General features: G+C 76.1%; 20 protein-coding genes and 1 riboswitch. Of the genes, 19 read left to right on the top strand and 1 reads right to left on the bottom strand.

Annotated features, from left to right (window positions below):
- Positions 1-185: 185 nt before the first annotated feature.
- The 11 genes from rpoZ (at position 186) to ACFWH7_RS17365 (ending at position 11008) form a co-directional block, all read left to right on the top strand.
- Positions 186-464, top strand: a complete 279-nt coding sequence (rpoZ, locus tag ACFWH7_RS17415) for a DNA-directed RNA polymerase subunit omega (protein WP_047234226.1) — start codon at positions 186-188, stop codon at positions 462-464.
- A gap of 106 nt (positions 465-570) precedes the next feature.
- Entirely contained in the window at positions 571-1845 is a 1275-nt protein-coding gene (gene coaBC, locus ACFWH7_RS17410; RefSeq protein WP_378218310.1) for a bifunctional phosphopantothenoylcysteine decarboxylase/phosphopantothenate--cysteine ligase CoaBC, read from the top strand.
- Between the two features lie 63 nt (positions 1846-1908).
- The gene (gene metK, locus ACFWH7_RS17405) at positions 1909-3105 is read left to right on the top strand and encodes a methionine adenosyltransferase (RefSeq protein WP_378218308.1); all 1197 of its coding nucleotides are present in this window, start codon (positions 1909-1911) and stop codon (positions 3103-3105) included.
- Complete coding sequence (locus tag ACFWH7_RS17400; protein ID WP_378218306.1) at positions 3102-3245, top strand: hypothetical protein; 144 nt, start codon at positions 3102-3104, stop codon at positions 3243-3245. Before metK ends, ACFWH7_RS17400 begins: the two co-directional genes overlap by 4 nt.
- A complete protein-coding gene (locus ACFWH7_RS17395) occupies positions 3242-5584 on the top strand; it encodes a primosomal protein N' family DNA-binding protein (protein WP_378218304.1) in 2343 nt (780 codons plus the stop codon). The genes ACFWH7_RS17400 and ACFWH7_RS17395 overlap by 4 nt, the downstream gene beginning before the upstream one ends.
- On the top strand, positions 5581-6255 hold the full coding sequence (locus ACFWH7_RS17390) for an HAD family hydrolase (RefSeq protein WP_378218302.1): 675 nt from the start codon (positions 5581-5583) through the stop codon (positions 6253-6255). The genes ACFWH7_RS17395 and ACFWH7_RS17390 overlap by 4 nt, the downstream gene beginning before the upstream one ends.
- Positions 6252-6635, top strand: a complete 384-nt coding sequence (locus ACFWH7_RS17385) for a hypothetical protein (RefSeq protein ID WP_378218300.1) — start codon at positions 6252-6254, stop codon at positions 6633-6635. Before ACFWH7_RS17390 ends, ACFWH7_RS17385 begins: the two co-directional genes overlap by 4 nt.
- 82 nt (positions 6636-6717) lie before the next feature.
- The gene (gene fmt, locus ACFWH7_RS17380; protein ID WP_378218298.1) at positions 6718-7668 is read left to right on the top strand and encodes a methionyl-tRNA formyltransferase; all 951 of its coding nucleotides are present in this window, start codon (positions 6718-6720) and stop codon (positions 7666-7668) included.
- The gene (locus tag ACFWH7_RS17375; protein WP_463054462.1) at positions 7665-9365 is read left to right on the top strand and encodes an RsmB/NOP family class I SAM-dependent RNA methyltransferase; all 1701 of its coding nucleotides are present in this window, start codon (positions 7665-7667) and stop codon (positions 9363-9365) included. The genes fmt and ACFWH7_RS17375 overlap by 4 nt, the downstream gene beginning before the upstream one ends.
- Positions 9366-9497: 132 nt before the next feature.
- Positions 9498-9725: a helix-turn-helix domain-containing protein gene (locus ACFWH7_RS17370; protein ID WP_378218294.1), complete on the top strand. Its 228-nt coding sequence runs from the start codon at positions 9498-9500 to the stop codon at positions 9723-9725.
- A complete protein-coding gene (locus tag ACFWH7_RS17365; protein ID WP_378218292.1) occupies positions 9722-11008 on the top strand; it encodes a type II toxin-antitoxin system HipA family toxin in 1287 nt (428 codons plus the stop codon). The genes ACFWH7_RS17370 and ACFWH7_RS17365 overlap by 4 nt, the downstream gene beginning before the upstream one ends.
- Before the next feature lie 118 nt (positions 11009-11126).
- Here the strand turns inward: ACFWH7_RS17365 and ACFWH7_RS17360 are convergent, their stop codons facing one another.
- Positions 11127-11762 carry a GNAT family N-acetyltransferase gene (locus ACFWH7_RS17360; protein ID WP_378218290.1) on the bottom strand — a complete coding sequence of 212 codons (636 nt, stop codon included), beginning with the start codon at positions 11760-11762 and terminating at the stop codon, positions 11127-11129.
- A 54-nt stretch (positions 11763-11816) separates the two neighbouring features.
- On the opposite strand from ACFWH7_RS17360, the gene rpe reads away from it, so the two are divergent.
- The 8 genes from rpe (at position 11817) to ACFWH7_RS17320 (ending at position 18468) form a co-directional block, all read left to right on the top strand.
- Complete coding sequence (rpe, locus tag ACFWH7_RS17355) at positions 11817-12485, top strand: ribulose-phosphate 3-epimerase (protein ID WP_277515456.1); 669 nt, start codon at positions 11817-11819, stop codon at positions 12483-12485.
- Between the two features lie 217 nt (positions 12486-12702).
- Positions 12703-12826, top strand: a riboswitch (FMN riboswitch).
- Positions 12827-12986: 160 nt separating this feature from the next.
- Entirely contained in the window at positions 12987-14111 is a 1125-nt protein-coding gene (gene ribD / locus ACFWH7_RS17350; RefSeq protein WP_378218287.1) for a bifunctional diaminohydroxyphosphoribosylaminopyrimidine deaminase/5-amino-6-(5-phosphoribosylamino)uracil reductase RibD, read from the top strand.
- Positions 14111-14734, top strand: a complete 624-nt coding sequence (locus tag ACFWH7_RS17345; protein ID WP_378218285.1) for a riboflavin synthase — start codon at positions 14111-14113, stop codon at positions 14732-14734. The genes ribD and ACFWH7_RS17345 overlap by 1 nt, the downstream gene beginning before the upstream one ends.
- Complete coding sequence (gene ribB, locus ACFWH7_RS17340; RefSeq protein ID WP_378218283.1) at positions 14731-16158, top strand: 3,4-dihydroxy-2-butanone-4-phosphate synthase; 1428 nt, start codon at positions 14731-14733, stop codon at positions 16156-16158. The genes ACFWH7_RS17345 and ribB overlap by 4 nt, the downstream gene beginning before the upstream one ends.
- Positions 16155-16622 (top strand): 6,7-dimethyl-8-ribityllumazine synthase, encoded by a 468-nt coding sequence (gene ribH / locus ACFWH7_RS17335; protein WP_205204177.1) that lies wholly within the window; start codon positions 16155-16157, stop codon positions 16620-16622. Before ribB ends, ribH begins: the two co-directional genes overlap by 4 nt.
- Before the next feature lie 73 nt (positions 16623-16695).
- Positions 16696-16959 (top strand): phosphoribosyl-ATP diphosphatase, encoded by a 264-nt coding sequence (locus ACFWH7_RS17330; protein ID WP_024839663.1) that lies wholly within the window; start codon positions 16696-16698, stop codon positions 16957-16959.
- Positions 16960-17059: 100 nt separating this feature from the next.
- The gene (gene hisG / locus ACFWH7_RS17325; RefSeq protein WP_378218280.1) at positions 17060-17914 is read left to right on the top strand and encodes an ATP phosphoribosyltransferase; all 855 of its coding nucleotides are present in this window, start codon (positions 17060-17062) and stop codon (positions 17912-17914) included.
- A 59-nt stretch (positions 17915-17973) separates the two neighbouring features.
- Entirely contained in the window at positions 17974-18468 is a 495-nt protein-coding gene (locus ACFWH7_RS17320; protein WP_378218278.1) for a PH domain-containing protein, read from the top strand.
- Positions 18469-18576: the final 108 nt, after the last annotated feature.

Raw genomic sequence — 18576 nt, 5'->3', positions numbered from 1 at the left:
TCAACACCCCCACCACCCCACCCCCGCTGCACCCACGTCAGGGGGGCCGGTTTTTGTTAAACCGCCCCCCCCCCCGGCCCCCCCCCGGGCCCGCGCCGCCCGGCCCCGGACGGAGCGGTCGGCGCGCCGCCGCCATCGACCAGCTGTAGCCGCGGCTACAGACCCTTGAACCCACGGAGCGAACTGTGTCCGGAACCGTCGCCGCCCCCGAGGGCATCACCGACCCGCCGATCGACGACCTGCTGGAGCACGTCGACTCGAAGTACGCGCTCGTCATCTACTCGGCCAAGCGTGCGCGCCAGATCAACGCGTACTACTCGCAGCTCAGCGAGGGCCTGCTGGAGAACGTCGGGCCGCTGCTCGAGACGCGCAACCAGGAGAAGCCGCTGTCGATCGCGATGCGTGAGATCAACGCGGGCCTGCTGACGATCGAGGCCGAGCCCGACGAGGCCGACGAGGCCTGAGCCCGTACGCCGCGCACCTCCGCAGGGAGGGCGCGGCGTTCGTGCGTCCACGCCCGCCCACGGCCGGGCGGGCGCGGTGCGGAGCCGGACCGGCGGGAGGAGCGACATGCGGATCGTGCTCGGGGTGAGCGGCGGGGTCGCGGCGTACAAGGCCGTGCTGCTGCTGCGGCTGCTGCGCGAGCAGGGTCATCGGGTGCGCGTGGTGCCCACGGCGTCGGCGCTGCGGTTCGTGGGCGCGCCCACGTGGGAGGCGCTGTCGGGCGAGCCCGCGACGGACCAGGTGTTCGAGGACGTGGAGCACGTGCCGCACGTCGCGCTGGGCCAGGGCGCGGACCTCGTCGTCGTGGCGCCCGCGACCGCGGACCTGCTCGCGCGGGCGGCGTCGGGCCGGGCGGACGACCTGCTCACCTCGACGCTGCTGACCGCGCGCTGCCCGGTCGTGATGGCGCCCGCGATGCACACCGAGATGTGGGAGCACCCGGCCACGCGCGCGAACGTGGCGACGCTGCGCGAGCGCGGCGTGCACGTGATCGATCCCGCGTCGGGCCGCCTCACGGGCGCCGACACGGGCCCGGGCCGCCTGCCCGAGCCGGACGAGATCGCGCGCGTCGCGCTGGCCGTCGCGGAGGGCTCCGGCGACGGTTCCGGCGTCGCGGACGCCGCTGCGGGGCGCGACCTCGCGGGCAGACGGGTCGTGGTGTCCGCGGGCGGCACGCGCGAGCCGATCGACCCGGTCCGCTTCATCGGCAACCGGTCCAGCGGGCGCCAGGGCGTCGAGCTCGCGCGGGCGGCGCGGGCGCGGGGCGCCCACGTGACGCTCGTCGCGGCGAACCTCGCCCCCGACGTCGCCGCGCTGGTGCAGGGCGCCGCCCTGGACGACGTGGTCGCGGTCGAGACGACGGCGCAGCTGCGCGAGGCCGTGCGCGCCGCGGCGGCGTCGGCGGACGTCGTCGTGATGGCCGCGGCGGTCGCGGACTTCCGTCCGGCGCACGCGCCCGGGGCGAAGATCAAGAAGGTGCCGGGCCGCGGGCCGGAGCCGATCGCGCTCGTCGAGAACCCCGACGTGCTCGCCGAGCTCGCGCACGACCGGCTGCGCGCCGGCCAGGTCGTGGTGGGCTTCGCGGCCGAGACGGGCGACGCGGACGGCTCGGTGCTCGACCACGGTCGGGCGAAGGCGCGCCGCAAGGGCGCGGACCTGCTCGTCGTGAACGCGGTGGGCGAGGGGCTCGGGTTCGGCGTCGACGCGAACGACGTGACCGTCGTCGACGGGGCCGGCGAGGTCGTCGCGACGGCGGGCGGCACCAAGCGTGCGGTGGCGGACGCCGTGTGGGACGTCGTCGCCGCGGGCCGGGTCCGCGGCGCCGGGACGACGACCAGGTGAACTGCGTCTCGTCTCGCCTACCGGATGCCCGCGCCCACGCCTCGGGACAGTAGGCTGTGCGGCATGGCTGATCTGCGTCTGTTCACGTCCGAGTCCGTCACCGAGGGACACCCGGACAAGGTCTGCGACCAGATCTCCGACTCCATCCTCGACGCGCTCCTGGCGCAGGACCCGACATCCCGCGTGGCGGTCGAGACGATGGTCACCACGGGCCTCGTGCACGTGGCGGGCGAGGTGACGACCGACGCGTACGTCGAGATCCCGCAGATCGTGCGCGACGTCGTGCGCCGCATCGGGTACACGTCCTCGGCGATCGGGTTCGACGCGGACTCGTGCGGCATCTCGGTGTCGATCGGGCAGCAGTCTCCCGACATCGCGCAGGGCGTCGACAAGAGCCTGGAGGAGCGCGACGACCAGCGCGACCACGACCCGCTCGACGCGCAGGGCGCGGGCGACCAGGGCCTGATGTTCGGGTACGCGAGCGACGACACCCCGAGCCTCATGCCGCTGCCGGTCTGGCTCGCGCACCGCCTCGCGGAGCGCCTCGCGCTCGTGCGCCGGGACGGGACGGTGCCGGGGCTGCGCCCGGACGGCAAGACGCAGGTCACCATCGGGTACGACGGCGACCGTGCGGTCACGCTCGACACGGTGGTCCTGTCCACGCAGCACGACCCGGACGTGCGCCAGGACGCGCTGCACCGGCTCGTCGCGGACGACGTCGTCGCGCCGGTCCTGGAGGCCGCGGGCGTGGACCTCGACACGCGCGAGACGCGCCTGTTCGTCAACCCGACGGGCACGTTCGTCGTCGGTGGCCCGCAGGGCGACGCCGGCCTCACGGGGCGCAAGATCATCGTGGACACCTACGGCGGCATGGCCCGTCACGGCGGCGGCGCGTTCTCCGGCAAGGACCCGTCGAAGGTGGACCGCTCCGCCGCGTACGCGACGCGCTGGGTCGCGAAGAACGTCGTCGCGGCGGGCCTCGCGCGCCGCTGCGAGGTGCAGGTCGCGTACGCGATCGGCAAGGCGCACCCCGTGGGCCTGTACGTCGAGACCTTCGGCACGGAGAAGGTGCCGGTCGAGCGCATCACGGCCGCGATCCGCGAGGTGTTCGACCTGCGTCCCGCGGCGATCATCCGCGACCTGGACCTGCTGCGCCCCATCTACGCCGCGACGGCCGCGTACGGGCACTTCGGGCGCGAGCTGGAGCAGTTCACGTGGGAGCGCACGGACCGCGTCGCGGACCTGCAGTCCCAGGTGTGACGAGCCCGGCCCGGCCTCGCCCGACCGTGCCGATCCGGCTGCTGGTCAAGCCGCTGGCGTGCCCGATCGTCCGCGTGCTCGTCGACGTGCTGCCCGCCCGCCCGGGCGTGACGGCGGCGCGTGGTTCGATGACGTCGTGAGCGAGCCCGAGGACACGTCGCAGGCGGTGCAGGACACCCTGCCGGGCGTCTCCGTGGCCGCCGCGCCGCGGCGTCCCGCCGCGGCGTCGTCCCCGGAGGTCGCGGCGCACCTGCCCGTCGCGCGGCTGGCGCTCGACCTGGCGCCACCGCACCTGGACCGCGCGTTCGACTACCTCGTGCCCGCGGCGATGTCCGACGACGCGCGACCCGGCGTCCGGGTCAAGGTGCGGTTCGCCGGCCGTGACGTCGACGGGTACGTCCTGGAGCGGACCGAGCGCTCCGACCACGACGGCCGCCTCCTGCCGCTGCGCCGCGTCGTCTCGCCCGAGCCGGTGCTCTCGCCCGTCGTGGCCCGGCTCGCGCGCTCGGTCGCCGACCACTACGCGGGCACCCTGTCGGACGTGCTCCGCCTCGCCGTCCCGCCCCGGCACGCGCGCGCCGAGCAGGCGCTCGCGGCCGCCGTCGCCGCGGCACCCGAGGGCGACACCACGGGGGGCATGGCCCCGGCGGGCGGGATCGGGGCCGGCGAGGCGCACCTCGCGGCACCCGAGGCCGGGGGGTCCGGGGCAACGTCCGGCGGCTCCGTGTGGGCCCCGTACCGCGCCGGCGCGGCGTTCCTCGCGCACGTCGCGGGCGGGGGCGCCCCGCGGGCCGTGTGGACCGCGCTGCCCGGCCTCGCGCCGCCCGCCCCTCCTGACCCGGGGACAGGCTCGGCCGAGCGCGGGCGTGGGGCCGGGCGGGCGCGCCGGGGCGCGGACCCCCTGCCCGTGACGCACTGGGCCGCCGCGGTCGCGGAGGCGGTGCGCGCCGCGCGGTCGGGCGGCCGGGGGGCGCTCGTCGTCGTGCCGGACGCGCGCGACGTGGACCAGGTGTGCGCCGCCCTGGACGCCGCGGGACTGCCCGCGTGGGACGCGGCCACGGGCGGCGAGGTGGTGCGCCTGACCGCGGACGAGGGGCCGGCCCCCCGGTACCGCGGGTTCCTCGCGGTGCTGCACGGGCGGGCGCGCGTCGTCGTGGGGACCCGGGCGGCGGCGTTCACGCCGGTCGCGGACCTCGGCCTCGTGGTGTGCTGGAACGACGGCGAGGACACGCTCGCCGAGCCGCGCGCCCCCTACCCGCACGCGCGCGAGGTCCTCGCCCTGCGCAGCGACCAGGAGGGCGCCGCGTTCCTCCTCGGGTCGCACGGCCGCACGGTCGCGGCGCACGCGCTCGTCGCGCGGGGCTGGGCGCACGACCTGGCCGCGCCGCGCGACGTCGTGCGGGCGCGCGCGCCCCGGGTGCGGGCCCTGACGTCGGTGGAGCTCGCGGCCGAGGGCCCGGGCGCCGCGGCCCGCATCCCGACCGCGGCGTGGCGCGCGGCACGCTCCGCGCTCGAGCAGGGACCGGTGCTGGTGCAGGTGCCCCGCTCCGGGTACGTGCCCGTCGTGGCGTGCGGGCGCTGCCGTACCCCCGCGCGCTGCACCGTGTGCCACGGCCCGCTCGCGCTGTCCGGAGCAGGCGCGACCCCGCAGTGCGCGTGGTGCGGGGCGCTCGCGGGCGGGTGGTCGTGCGCGGAGTGCCACTGGACGGGCCTGCGGTCGGTGCGGGTCGGTTCCCAGCGCACGGCGGAGGAGCTGGGGCGCGCGTTCGCGGGCGTCCCCGTGCAGGTGTCCGGCGCCGCCGCCGCGGGCGGGGTGCTGGGCGCGGTGTCCTCGCGTCCGGCGCTGGTCGTCGCGACCCCGGGTGCCGAGCCCGTCGCCGAGGGCGGGTACGTGGCCGCGCTGCTGCTCGACGCCGCGGTGAGCACCGCGCACGTCGGGCTGGACGTCGCGCAGGACGCGCTCGCGCGCTGGCTCGCCGCGGCCGCGCTCGTGCGCCCGGCGACGGCGGGCGGGCAGGTGCTGCTCGTCGGCGACGCCGCCCCGGCACCGACGAACGCGCTCGTGCGGTGGGACCCGGCGCTCCTCGCGGACCGCGAGCTCGACGAGCGGGCCGAGCTGTCGCTGCCGCCCGCCGTGCGGGTGGCGGCGGTGACGGGGGACCGCCCGGCGGTCGCGGCCCTGCTGGGGCGGGTCGAGCTGGCGCGGCCCGACGCCGTCCTCGGACCGGTGGAGGTGCCCGCGCCTCCGCCCCGCGGGCGTGCGCCGGGCGCCGGGCCGGGCACCGGATCGGGCATGGGGACCGGAGACGGCGCGGGACCGGGGCTGCTGGACGCCCCGCCGGTGCGCGCCGTCGTGCGCGTGCCCGTCCGCGACGGTCGGCGGCTCGCGCGCGAGCTCGCCGCGTCGCTCGCGGTGCGCTCGGCGCGGCGCGAGCCGGGTAGCGTGCGGGTGGAGCTCGACCCGAAGGAGATCTTGTGACGCACCACCCCGCGACGGCCGACGGCACCCCCGGAGGCGCCCCGGCGCGCGCGATCGACGCCGTGCTGTACGACTTCGGCAACGTCCTGGTGGGCTGGGACCCGTACGGCGCCTACGCCGGGCTGGACCGTGAGGTCGTCGACGCGTTCTTCGCCGACGTCGACTTCCGCGTCCTCAACCACGAGCGCGACGCGGGGGCCACGTGGGCGGACGCGCGCGCCGCCGTCGAGGCCTCCCACCCGCACCACGTGGCGCTCCTGGACCGGTACGTCGCGGAGTTCCCCGCGACGCTCACCGGTCCCGTGGAGGGCTCGGAGGCGCTCGTGCGCGAGCTGCGGGACCTCGGGCTGCGCCTGTACGGCCTGACCAACTGGTCCGCGGAGCTCTACCCGCACGCCGCGCCCGCCGCGCCCGCGACGACGCTCATGGACGACGTGCTCGTCTCCGGGCGTGAGGGCCTGGCCAAGCCGGACCCCGCGATCTTCGCGCTCGCGGTCGAGCGCTTCGGCCTCGACCCGGCGCGCACGCTCTTCACGGACGACAGCGCCGCGAACATCGACGCCGCCGCGAGGCTCGGCCTGCGCACGCACCTCTTCGACGGCACGCCCGGCCTGCGCGCCGCCCTGCGTGACCTCGGCGTGCCCGTGGCGCGGAGCCGCGAGGCGTCGTGACCGGCGACAGGAGCGAGGCCGCCTCGCGCCCCCTGACCCCGCGCGAGCGGGACGTGCTCGTCCGGATGGTCCAGGAGGGGGTGCGCGGCGAGCCCGTCCCGCCGAGCCAGGACGCCGAGGACCGCCGCCGCTGGCTCGAGCAGCTTGACGCGACGCGCGTCGTCGGGACGTGCGGGTGCGGCGCGTGCCCGACGATCGACCTCGGCGTCCCGGGGGCGCGGGCCACCTCCGCGGCGCAGCGCGTCGTGCTGGAGGCGGGGGTCGACCGTGCTCTCGTGCTGCTCTTCGTGGATGCGGACCTCCTGAGCTACCTGGAGCTCGCGCCGCTCGACGGCACGCGGTTCCCCGAGTTCCCGAACGCGGCCGATCTGCGGTTCTGACGGTCGCGTCTGAGGTGGCGGGCCACGCGGACGGGGCCGGACGAGGGCCGGCCGTCGGACCGGGCGACCTAGAATCGGGCCCATGCGCCTGCTGTTCGCCGGGACCCCGGATACCGCGGTCCCGTCCCTCGACGCCCTCCTCGACTCCCGCCACGACGTCGTCGCCGTCCTCACGCGCGCCGACGCGCCGTCGGGCCGGGGACGGCGCCTGACCCCGAGCCCCGTCCGCGTGCGCGCCGAGGAGGCCGGGATCCCCGTGATCACCGACCGCCCCCGCGGCGAGGACTTCCTCGCGCGCCTGGCCGAGCTCGACGTCGACGCCGCACCCGTCGTCGCGTACGGGGAGATCCTGCGCCCCGACGTGCTCGCCGTGCCGCGGCACGGGTGGGTCAACCTGCACTTCTCCGTCCTGCCGGCCTGGCGCGGCGCCGCGCCCGTGCAGCGCGCGATCATCGCCGGGGACGAGGTCACCGGGGCCACGACGTTCCTCATCGAGCAGGGCCTGGACTCCGGCCCCACGCTCGGCACGACGACCGAGACCATCCGACCCCGTGACACCGCCGGGGACCTCCTGGGCCGCCTCGCCGTGTCCGGCGCGGGGCTGCTCGTCGCGACGCTCGACGCGCTCGAGGACGGGACCCTGCGCCCGCAACCCCAGCCCGCCGACGGCGTCTCCCACGCCGCGAAGCTCACGCCCGCCGACGCGGAGGTGCGATGGGACCACCCGGCGCTCGCGGTCGACCGCCTCGTGCGCGGCTGCACCCCCGCGCCGGGCTCCTGGACCACGGTCCCCGGTCCCGACGGTGCCGCCCGTCTGGGGCTCGGCCCGGTGACGCCGCGCCCCGACGTCACCGACCTCGCCCCCGGGCGCGTGCGGGCGGGGAAGAAGGAGGTGCTCGTCGGCACCGCGACGCACGCCGTCCAGCTCGGGGACGTCGCGCCCGTGGGCAAGAAGCAGATGCCCGCCGCCGACTGGGCGCGCGGTGCCCGCCTTCCCGAGGATCTCGTGCTCGGCGCGGAGGTCGTCCGATGAGCGACAGCACGCCCGCGGACCGCGACCGCGACGACGCCCGCCGACCGTCGACCGGCGGATCGAACGCACGTTCGAACGACGGGACGAGGAGATCCGGACGGGACGGGCGCACGTCGAACGTGCGTTCGAACGTGCGCGGAGCGACCGGCGGCAGCGGATCGAACGCCCGTTCGAACGGCGCCGAGGGCGGCCGCGACCGCCGCGACGACGAGCGCCGCGACGCGCGCGGCCGTCAGCGCGGCGCCGCCCGCTCTCGCGGCGAGACGTCCCGCAGCTCGAACGCGCCCTCCCAGCGCCGCAAGGGCACCGACCCGGCCCGCGCCGTCGCGTTCGACGTCCTGCGTCAGGTCGACGGCTCCGACGCCTACGCCAACCTCGTCCTGCCCCCGCTGCTGCGCGAGCGCGGCATCCGCGGCCGCGACGCCGGGTTCGCCACCGAGCTCGCCTACGGCACCCTGCGCCTCCGCGGTCGCTACGACGCGATCCTCGCGCACTGCCTCGACCGCCCCCTCGACCGCCTCGACCCGCCCGTGCTCGACGTCCTGCGCCTCGGCGCCCACCAGCTCCTCGGCATGCGCGTGCCCCAGCACGCCGCCGTCTCCGAGACGGTCGGGCTCGCGCGCGAACGCACCGGCGCCGGCAGCGCCCAGCTCGTCAACGCCGTCCTGCGCCGCGTCGCGCGCACCCCGCTCGACGACTGGCTCACCGCGATCGCCGACGACGCCCCCGACGCCCTCGCGGCGCTCGCGGCCACCCAGAGCCACCCCGTCTGGATCGCCCGCGCCCTGCGCGACGCCCTCGCCGGCAACGGCCGCCCCGTCGCCGAGCTCGACACGCTCCTCGCCGCCGACAACGACGCCCCCCGCGTCACGCTCGTCGCCCGCCCCGGCCTCGCCGACCCCGACGAGCTGGCCGGCGGCGACGACCGCGTCACACCCTCCCGATGGGCCCCCACCGCGCTGCGGCTCGAGGGCGGCGACCCTGCCGCGTTCGGCGCCGTGCGCGACGGCCGCGCCGGGGTCCAGGACGAGGGCAGCCAGCTCGTCGCCCTCGCCCTCGCCACGGCACCGCTCGCCGGGACCGACGACGCCCGCTGGCTCGACCTGTGCGCCGGCCCCGGGGGCAAGGCCGCGCTCCTCGCGGCGCTCGCGGCCGAGCGGGGCGCGCGCCTCGTCGCCAACGAGGTCCAGCCGCACCGTGCGCGCCTCGTGGAGAAGGCGCTCGCCGCCGTCCCGGCCGACGCCGTGGAGGCCGTCCGCACGGGCGACGGCCGCGCCGTCGGGCAGGACGAGCCGGGCGCCTACGACCGCGTGCTCCTCGACGCCCCCTGCACGGGCCTGGGGGCGCTGCGCCGCCGCCCCGAGTCCCGCTGGCGTCGCACCCCGGCCGACCTCGCGACCCTCACCGGGCTCCAGCGCGAGCTCCTCGACTCCGCCCTGGACGCCGTCCGGCCCGGGGGAGTGGTCGGCTACGTCACGTGCTCGCCCCACCTCGCCGAGACCCAGGTCGTGGTCGCCGACGTGCTGCGCCACCGCGACGACGTCGAGCTTCTCGACGCCCCGGCCGTCGTGCGCGACGTCGTGCGCCCCGAGGCGCGCGACACGATCGAGCTGGGCGACCGCCAGGACGTCCAGCTCTGGCCGCACGTCCACGGAACCGACGCGATGCACCTGACGCTGCTGCGCCGGACGGTGTGACGGCGCAGTCCTCGAGGCGATGTCGTGATATCTCGACAGCCTGGACGTGTCGGAGTAACCTGACGTCCAGGCGTGTCAGGGAATCCCGACGCCGCAGCACGCGCGCCGCGCACCGACGGCAGGAGAGCGAGCATGGCCGACACCTGGACCACCCCCCGAAGCCCCCGCGACCTCGGCGCCTACCTCGGCCGCGTCCGCCGCACCCGCGGCCTCACCCAGGCCGAGGTCGCCGACGAGCTCGGCATCACCCGCCAGTACCTCTCCGAGCTCGAGAACGGCGTCGAGAACCTCTGGGTCCAACGACTCTTCGAGCTCCTCGACACCCTCGACGTCGACCTGCGACTCCAGGAGCGCCGATGACCACAGTCACCGCCTGGCTCTACGGCACCCCCGTCGCGACCCTCGCACCCGCCGGCCTGCGCACCGCCGACGGCACGCCCCGCGTCACCCTCACCTGGACCGCGGACGCCCTCGACCGCTGGGGACACGACGCCCGCGTCCTGTCCCACCTGCTCCCCATCACCCCACCCGACGAGCCCTCGCCCCACCCCGCGCGCGTCGCCGCCTGGCTCGACGGACTCCTCCCCGAAGGCCGCACGCGCGACGCCATGGCCATCGACGCCGGCATCGACCCCGACGACGCCCTCGCCTTCCTCGTCCACTACGGCCACGACACCGCAGGCGCCGTCCTCCTCGCGCCCGAAGGACAGCCCCTCCCCACCCCCGGCACACCCGAACGACTCGACGACGCCGCCGTCGCGCGACTCCTGCGCGCCGCCGTCGCCCGCAGCGGGGGAGAAGGACGCACCGACCACCTCACCAGCTCCCTGCCCGGCATGGAACCCAAGATCACCCTCCTCCACGACGAGCACGGCTGGGCCCGCCCCCACGGATCCGCGCCCACCACCCACATCCTCAAGGTCGCCCGCCCCTCCGACTCACCCACCGCCGACCTCGTCAACACCGAGGCCGCCGCCCTCGACCTCGCCCGCCGCATCGGCCTCACCACCGTCGACGCCCACGTCACCGAGCTCGACGGCGAACGCGCCATCGTCGTCACCCGCTACGACCGCGTCCCCGACCCCGCCGAACCCAGCGGCACCGCACGCCTCCACCAGGAGGACGCCGCCCAGGCCCTCGGCATCAACACCCGCGACCCCGAACGCAAGTTCCAGCACGGACGCCGCTTCCCCTCGCTCGCCGCCGTCGCCCGCACCCTCCGCGACGACGGCACCCGCCCCGACCCCCTCCTCGCCCTCACCACCTTCAACCTCGCCATCGGCAACACCGACGCCCACGCCAAGAACATCTCCGTCCTCCGCCACGCCGACGGCACCGTACGACTCGCCCCCGCCTACGACGTCTCCATGCACCTCCACCACGACCACGCCTCGCGCGTCTTCGCCATGGACGTCGCCGGAGAACGCGACATGGACCACCTCACCGCCGAGGACCTCGTCACCGAAGGCACCACCTGGGGACTGCCCCGACGCCGCGCCCAGCGCGCCGTCGCCCAGACCCTCGACGCACTTCTCGCGGCGCTCGCGGACATCGACCGCGACTCCCACCCGGGCGTGAGCCGCCACGCCTGGCGCACCGTCGAGCAGCGCACGACCGACCTCCGCCGCGGCCTCGTCGCCTGAGCGTCGACCGCGCGGGCCGAGCAGGTGCTCATGGCGTGTCCGCACCGCCTGACGCACAGGCGCCCTGCTCGACCTGCCGAGACCGCTGGTCGGCGGTCCGCCTCGCCGGAGGACGGGGTCAGAGGGATCGCTGGAGGAGGATCGTGTCGACCCAGCGGCCGTGCTTGAAGCCGACGGCGGTGAGGCGGCCGGTCTCGACGAAGCCGAAGCGGCGGTGCAGGGGGAGCGAGCCCGCCGCCTCGGGCACGTCGGCGACGACGGAGACGACCTGGCGGACTCCCGCGGCGGCGCACGCCTCCAGGAGCGCGGCGAGGAGCGCGGTGCCGATCCCGTGCCCGGCGAAGGCGGGGTCGAGGTAGATCGTGTCCTCGGCGGTGTGCCGGTACGCGGGCTTCGGGCGCCACGCGGACGCGTAGGCGTAGCCCGCGACCACCGGGTCGCTCGCGCCGTCCGGCCGGGTCGGGCCGTCGACCTCCGCGACGAGGAACGGCAGGCCGCGCGCGGTGACGTCGTCGAGCTTGCGCTGCCACGCCGGGACGTCCCCGACCTCCTCCTCGAACGTCACGCACGTGTCGCGGACGTAGGGGGCGGCGATCTCGGCGACGCGCCCGAGGTCGTCCGCGGTGGCGGGGCGCACCGTCAGGGGGCGGTGCACCGCGGCCGGAGCGGCCGGAGCGGGCGGAGCGGGCGGAGCGGGCGGAGCGGGCGGAGCGGGCGGCGGGGTGGTCGGGCCGGGGGAGGGGAGGGTGCTCACGGGACGAGCCTACGAGCGCAGGCGACGGGCGGGACGCGCCCTAGGCTGGGGCCCATGGCAGCCCTCATCGCACCGAGCATCCTGTCCGCCGACTTCGCGAACCTCGAGCGCGACCTGAACGCCATCTCGACCGCGGACTACGCGCACGTCGACGTGATGGACAACCACTTCGTGCCGAACCTCACGCTCGGGCTGCCGGTCTTCGAGCGTCTGGCGCAGGTGTCACCGGTCCCGATCGACGCGCACCTCATGATCGAGGACCCGGACCGCTGGGCGCCGGCGTACGCGGAGGCCGGGGCGGCGTCGGTGACGTTCCACGCCGAGGCCGCTGCTGCCCCTGTGCGGCTCGCTCGCGAGCTCCGACGCCTCGGTGCCCGCGCGGGCCTCGCGCTGCGCCCTGCGACGCCTGTGGAGCCTTTCCTGGACCTCCTGGCGGAGGTCGACATGATCCTCGTCATGACGGTCGAGCCGGGCTTCGGCGGGCAGTCGTTCATCGACGGGACGCTCCCCAAGATCCGACGGGCGCGCGAGGCCGTGAGCGAGTCGGGTCTGGACGTGTGGATCCAGGTCGACGGGGGAGTGTCGCGCTCGACGATCGAGCGGGCGGCCGACGCGGGGGCGAACGTCTTCGTCGCGGGGTCGGCGGTGTACGGGGCGGAGAGCGTGCCGGGCGAGATCCAGGCGCTGCGCGAGCTGGCGGAGGCCTCGGCGCACGCGCACTGACGGCCGACCCGAGAAGGAGCCCGAGCAGAGGGCTCCTTCTCTCGTTCCGAGAAAAATAGTGTGCCAAGCGGCCATCACCACCCCAGCCACCCGAGACCCCTCACCGACCAGCACGGAGGAGCGGAGGGTGGCCCGGTTCACCCTCGCTCGACGGCGGACGTGTCGGTCCCGAGGAATGCGCGAGTAGCATGCTCGGTTGAGAGCAGCAGTACGCACGAACGTGCTCCGGGGTCGGTGCAATTCCGAGCCGGCGGTGACAGTCCGCGACCCGCGCCCACGCGCGGTTGACCTGGTGGAACTCCAGGACCGACGGTGACAGTCCGGATGGGAGGAAGCACGTGCGGCGCGGCCACGCCCAGGGCGTGGTGCTCCGGCGACCCGTCGGTGCACCCGTTCGTGACGGCGACGGCCTCGCCGTGGTGAGCGACGCCGTCGGGCCGGTCCAGGCCTGACCCCGTCGCCCGCCCTCACCCCGGAGCGCTCGTGCCCGGGAGGAGGACGATGGGCGAGCACCCCCGCACCCTGACGATCGACGCCGCGATGGCGCGCGCGCTCGAGCTCGCGGCTCGCGGGCCTGCGCACGGGCCCAACCCCCGGGTCGGCTGCGTCCTGCTGGGGCCCGCCCCGCACGGCCGTGCCCTGCCCGACGGCGCCGCACCGGAATCGCTGGACCCGCACCCGCGGCCCGTCCTCGCCGAGGGGTACCACCGGGGCGCGGGCACGCCGCACGCCGAGGCCGCGGCCCTCGCCGACGCCCGGGAGCGCGGCGTCGACGTCACCGGCGCGACCGCCGTCGTCACGCTCGAGCCGTGCGCCCACACGGGCCGCACCGGGCCGTGCGCGGACGCGCTCGTCGCCGCCGGAGTCGCCGAGGTCGTGCACGCCGTCGCCGACCCCAACCCCGTGGCGACGGGCGGCGCCCACCGTCTGCGCGCGGCGGGCGTGCGGGTCGTGCGCGGTCTGCGCGCCGCCGAGGGCGAGGAGCTCCTCCGGGTGTGGCTCACGTCCGTGCGCCGGGGCACGCCGTACGTGACGCTCAAGACCGCGACGACGCTCGACGGCTACGTCGCCGCCGAGGACGGAACGAGCCGCTGGATCACCGGGCCGGCGGCACGCGAGCACGCGCACCGCGTGCGGGCCGAGGTCGACGCGATCCTCGTCGGCACGGGCACGCTCCTGACCGACGACCCGGAGCTCACCGCACGGGTGCACGCGGCGGGTGCTGCGAGCGCCGGGCGGCTCGCGGAGCACCAGCCGCTGCGGGTCGTCGTCGGGCTGCGGGGGATCCCGACGTCGGCGCGGGTGCGCGGCGAGGGTGGCGAGCTGGTGCACCTGCTGACGCGCGACGTCGGCGAGGTGCTGGCCCGGCTCGGTGACCGTGAGGTGCGGCACGTGCTCGTGGAGGGCGGTCCGACGCTCGCGACGGCGTTCCTCGCGGCGGGCGCGGTGGACGAGCTGCACGCGTACGTGGCCCCGGTGCTGCTGGGGAGCGGTCGGCGGGCCGTGGGCGGGCTGGGCGTGGCGACGATCGCCGACGCGCACCGGTTCCGCACGGTCGAGGTGAGGCGCGTCGGCGACGACGCGCTCGTGGTGTCCAGGAAGAGCACGGAAGGGCGGGACGACTGATGTTCACGGGGATCGTGGAGGAGATCGGGAAGGTCCGGGACATCGGGTTCCCGGGCGGCGAGGGGGAGGACGCGGTGCTCACGGTCGAGGGGCCGCTCGCGACCTCGGACGCGGCGCTGGGCGACTCGATCGCCGTGAACGGTGTGTGCCTGACGGTCGCGAGCCTCGGGGGTGACGGGTCGTTCACGGCGGACGTGATGCCGGAGTCGTTGCGTCGTACGGCCCTGGGTGACCTCGTGGCGGGGTCGCCGGTGAACCTGGAGCGGGCCGTCCGGGCGGACGCGCGGCTGGGAGGTCACGTGGTGCAGGGTCACGTGGACGGCGTCGGGACGCTCGTGAGCCGCGACCCGGGGGAGCGCTGGGACGACCTGGTGCTCTCGGCGCCTGCGGGCCTGACGCGGTACGTGGCGGAGAAGGGCTCGATCGCGGTGAGCGGCGTGTCGCTCACGGTGACGCACGTGGGCGACGAGACGTTCGGCGTCTCGCTCATCCCGACGACGCTCGAGGCGACGATCCTCGGTGGCCTGGTGCCGGGCGACCGGGTGAACCTCGAGGTGGACGTGCTCGCGAAGTACGTCGAACGCCTGCTCCTGTCCGGCGTGGTCCCCGGGAGCGCGTCGTGACGGGCGCGGGGTCCGCGAGCGCCGCCGTGCCGGAGGGGACGGGGGGCGTGCGCCTGGGGTCGGTCGAGGAGGCGCTGGCGGAGATCCGGGCGGGACGACCGGTGCTGGTGGCGGACTCTCCGGACCGGGAGAACGAGGCGGACGTGGTGTTCGCGGCGCAGGGGGTGTCGGCGGAGTGGGTGGCATGGACGATCCGGCACTCGTCGGGGTACCTGTGCGCGCCGATGCCGGCGGCGCGGGCGGACGCGCTGGAGCTGCCGTTGATGGTGCCGCACAGCCAGGACCCGCGGCGTACGGCGTACACGGTGACGGTGGACGCGGCGACGGGGGTGACGACGGGGATCTCGGCGGAGGACCGGGCGCGGACGTTGCGGGTGCTGGCGGACCCGGCGTCGGGGCCGGTGGACCTGATCCGGCCGGGTCACGTGCTGCCGTTGCGGGCGGTGCCGGGTGGGGTGCTGCACCGTGCGGGGCACACGGAGGCGGCGGTGGACCTGGTGCGCCTGGCGGGGGTGGGCGAGGTCGGCGGGATCGCGGAGCTGGTGCACGACGACGGGACGATGATGCGGCTGGGGGACGCGGCGGCCCTGGCGGAGCGTGACGGGCTGGTGCTCATCACGATCGCGGACCTGGTGGCGTGGCGGCGGGTGCACGACCCAGCGCCTGCGGTGGCCACGGAGGTGCCGGATCGGGAGGCGTTGGCGCGGCGGGTGCACCGCACCGCCTCGGCGGTGCTCCCGACGGCGCACGGCCGGTTCCGGGTGATCGGGTACCGGGACCTGCGGACGGGGGCGGAGCACGTCGCTCTCGTGCCTGCGGTCGACCAGGCTGGCTCGGCGGACCGCGGTGAGGTCGGTGCGGAGGCCGCGAGCGCCGTCGGGCCGGACGGGGCCCCGGTGGTGCGGGTGCACTCGGAGTGCCTGACGGGTGACGCGTTCGGGTCGTTGCGGTGCGACTGCGGTCCGCAGCTGCAGGCGGCGATGGAGCGGGTCGCGGCGGAGGGCGGCGCGGTGGTGTACCTGCGGGGGCACGAGGGGCGCGGCATCGGGCTGCTGGCGAAGATCGGGGCGTACGAGCTCCAGGACGCGGGTCTGGACACGGTGCAGGCGAACCTGGAGCTGGGGTGGCCGGTGGACCGTAGGGAGTACGGGGCGGCGGCGGCGATCCTGGCGGACCTGGGGCTGTCGCGGGTGCGGTTGCTGACGAACAACCCGGCGAAGGTGACGGGCCTGGTGGCGTCGGGCATCGACGTCGTGGGGACGGAGCGGATCGAGGTGGGTCACGGGGAGCACAACCGGGCGTACCTGGTGACGAAGAAGGTGGCGATGGGTCACCTGCTGGACACGGTGGCGGTCCCGGAGGGGGCCGGCCTGGTGGAGCCTGGCGAGGGGCTGGGCGTCGAGACGAAGGAGGACGAGGGATGAGCGGGGCAGGTGCGCCGACGTTGAGCGTGGACGGGTCGGGGCTGCGGGTGACCGTGGTCGCGGCGAGCTGGCACACGGAGGTGATGGACGGGTTGCTGGCGGGGGCGCGCCGGGCGCTGGCGGCGGCGAACGTGTCGCACGTGAGCGTGGTGCGGGTGCCGGGGTCGTTCGAGCTGCCGGTCGCGGCGGCGCGCGCGGTGGAGCACGGTGCGGACGCGGTGGTGGCGCTGGGGGTGGTGATCCGTGGGGGGACGCCGCACTTCGAGTACGTGTGCCAGGCCGCGACGTCGGGCCTGACGGACGTGAGCGTGCGGACGGGCGTGCCGGTGGGCTTCGGGGTGCTGACGTGCGACGACGAGCAGCAGGCGCTGGACCGGGCGGGCCTGGAGGGGTCGCGCGAGGACAAGGGCGCGGAGGCCGCGGAGGCGGCGGTCGCGACGGTGGTGGCGCTGCGCGACCTGTGACGTGGGGGCCGGGGCGTGCCCGCTGGGCGGACCGCGCCCCGGTCTCTCCCGCGTGGCGGATACCCTGGGGCGCGTGAAGACGTTCGAGTCCCTGTTCGCGGAGCTGTCCGAGAAGGCCACCACGCGACCTGCCGGTTCCGGCACGGTCGCGGAGCTGGACGCCGGCGTGCACGCGATCGGGAAGAAGGTGGTCGAGGAGGCCGCCGAGGTCTGGATGGCTGCCGAGTACGAGGGTGACGTGAAGACGGCGGAGGAGATCTCCCAGCTCCTCTACCACCTGCAGGTCCTCATGCTGGCGAAGGGTCTGAGCCTGCAGGACGTGTACGAGCATCTGTGAGCGGCCGCGCCGGTGAGCGTTCCCGCTCCCGGCCGCGAGCGCCGCTCGCCCGTCTCTCGTCCCGTCCTGTCACCTGTCTCTCCTGAACGAAGGTCCTGTCATGCTGCGTATCGCCGTCCCCAACAAGGGGTCCCTGTCCGAGCCCGCCGTCGAGATGCTGCGCGAGGCGGGGTACCGCCAGCGTCGTGACTCGCGCGAGCTCGTGCTGGCCGACCCGGACAACGACGTCGAGTTCTTCTTCCTGCGTCCGCGCGACATCGCGGTGTACGTGGGGTCGGGCACGGTGGACGTGGGGATCACGGGCCGGGACCTGCTGCTGGACTCGGGCGCGGACGCCGTGGAGCACATGCAGCTCGGCTTCGGCGGGTCGACGTTCCGGTACGCGGCCCCGGCGGGCGCGGTGACGTCGCTGGAGCAGGTGCAGGGGCTGCGCGTGGCGACGTCGTACGAGGTGCTGGTCGAGGGGCACCTGCGCTCGCACGGCGTGGAGGCCACGGTCGTGCACCTGGACGGCGCGGTGGAGTCGGCGGTGCAGCTCGGGGTGGCGGACGTCGTCGCGGACGTGGTCTCGACGGGCACGACGCTGCGGGGCGCGGGCCTGGAGGTGTTCGGCGACCCGATCCTCGTGTCGGAGGCGGTGCTGATCCGTCCGCGCGCGGTCGCGGAGGCGGACGTGCCGGCGGGGGTCGAGGTGCTGAGCCGGCGCCTGCAGGGCGTGCTCACGGCCCGCCAGTACGTCCTCATGGACTACGACGTGCCGGTGTCGCTGGTGGAGCGGGCGGTCGCGATCACTCCGGGCCTGGAGTCGCCGACGGTGTCCCCGTTGCACGACCGGGACTGGGCGGCGGTGCGAGCGATGGTGCGGCGCGACCAGACGAACCAGGTCATGGACGCCCTGTACGACGTGGGGGCACGCGCGATCCTCGTGACGCGGATCCACGCGTCCCGCCTCTGACCCCGCTCGCCCCGGGGGCGGCGCCGGTGAGCGTCGTGCGGGTGTGAGACGGTGGCGGCATGAGCACCGACCCGTTCCCTGATCCTGGTCTGCCCGGGGAGCGCCACGACGACCCGTACCGGCCGTTCCGGCCCCGGTTCGGCCTCGTGTCGGCGTGGGCGACCGGTGTCGTGGTCGTCGGCGGGTGCGTCGTCGTCGGGCTGTCGGCGACGGGACCGCTCGGCACGTCGTGGGTGAACCGGCTGTCCCTGGCGGCGTTCGCGCTGTTCGCGGCCTGGCTGCTGTGGCGCCTGGGCGGGGTGCACGCGGTCCCGTCGCGCTCCGGGCTGCGGGTGCGCAACGTCATCTACACGCGGCAGCTCGAGTGGGCGCAGGTCGTGTCGGTCCGGTTCGGCTCCGGCGACGCGTGGGTGCGGCTCGACCTCGCGGACGGCTCGACCCTCGCGGTCATGGGCATCCAGCGGGCCGACGGCGCCCGCGGGGACGCGGAGGCGCGGCGCCTCGCGGCGCTGGTCCAGGCGCACGGCGAGGCGCACGAGGAACCGCGCACCTGACGCGCGACGGGCACAGGACGCACGCGAACGGCCCCGGATCCAGCCGAGACCGGGGCGGTCGTAAGCGCGAGTCCCCGGCGGCGGACGGCCGAGCGGTCAGGTCGCGGT

The organism is Cellulosimicrobium cellulans (assembly GCF_042723955.1).
Taxonomy (GTDB): domain Bacteria; phylum Actinomycetota; class Actinomycetes; order Actinomycetales; family Cellulomonadaceae; genus Cellulosimicrobium; species Cellulosimicrobium cellulans_H.
Note: the sequence above shows the minus strand (reverse complement) of the source record. Positions and strands in the feature narration are given on the sequence as shown.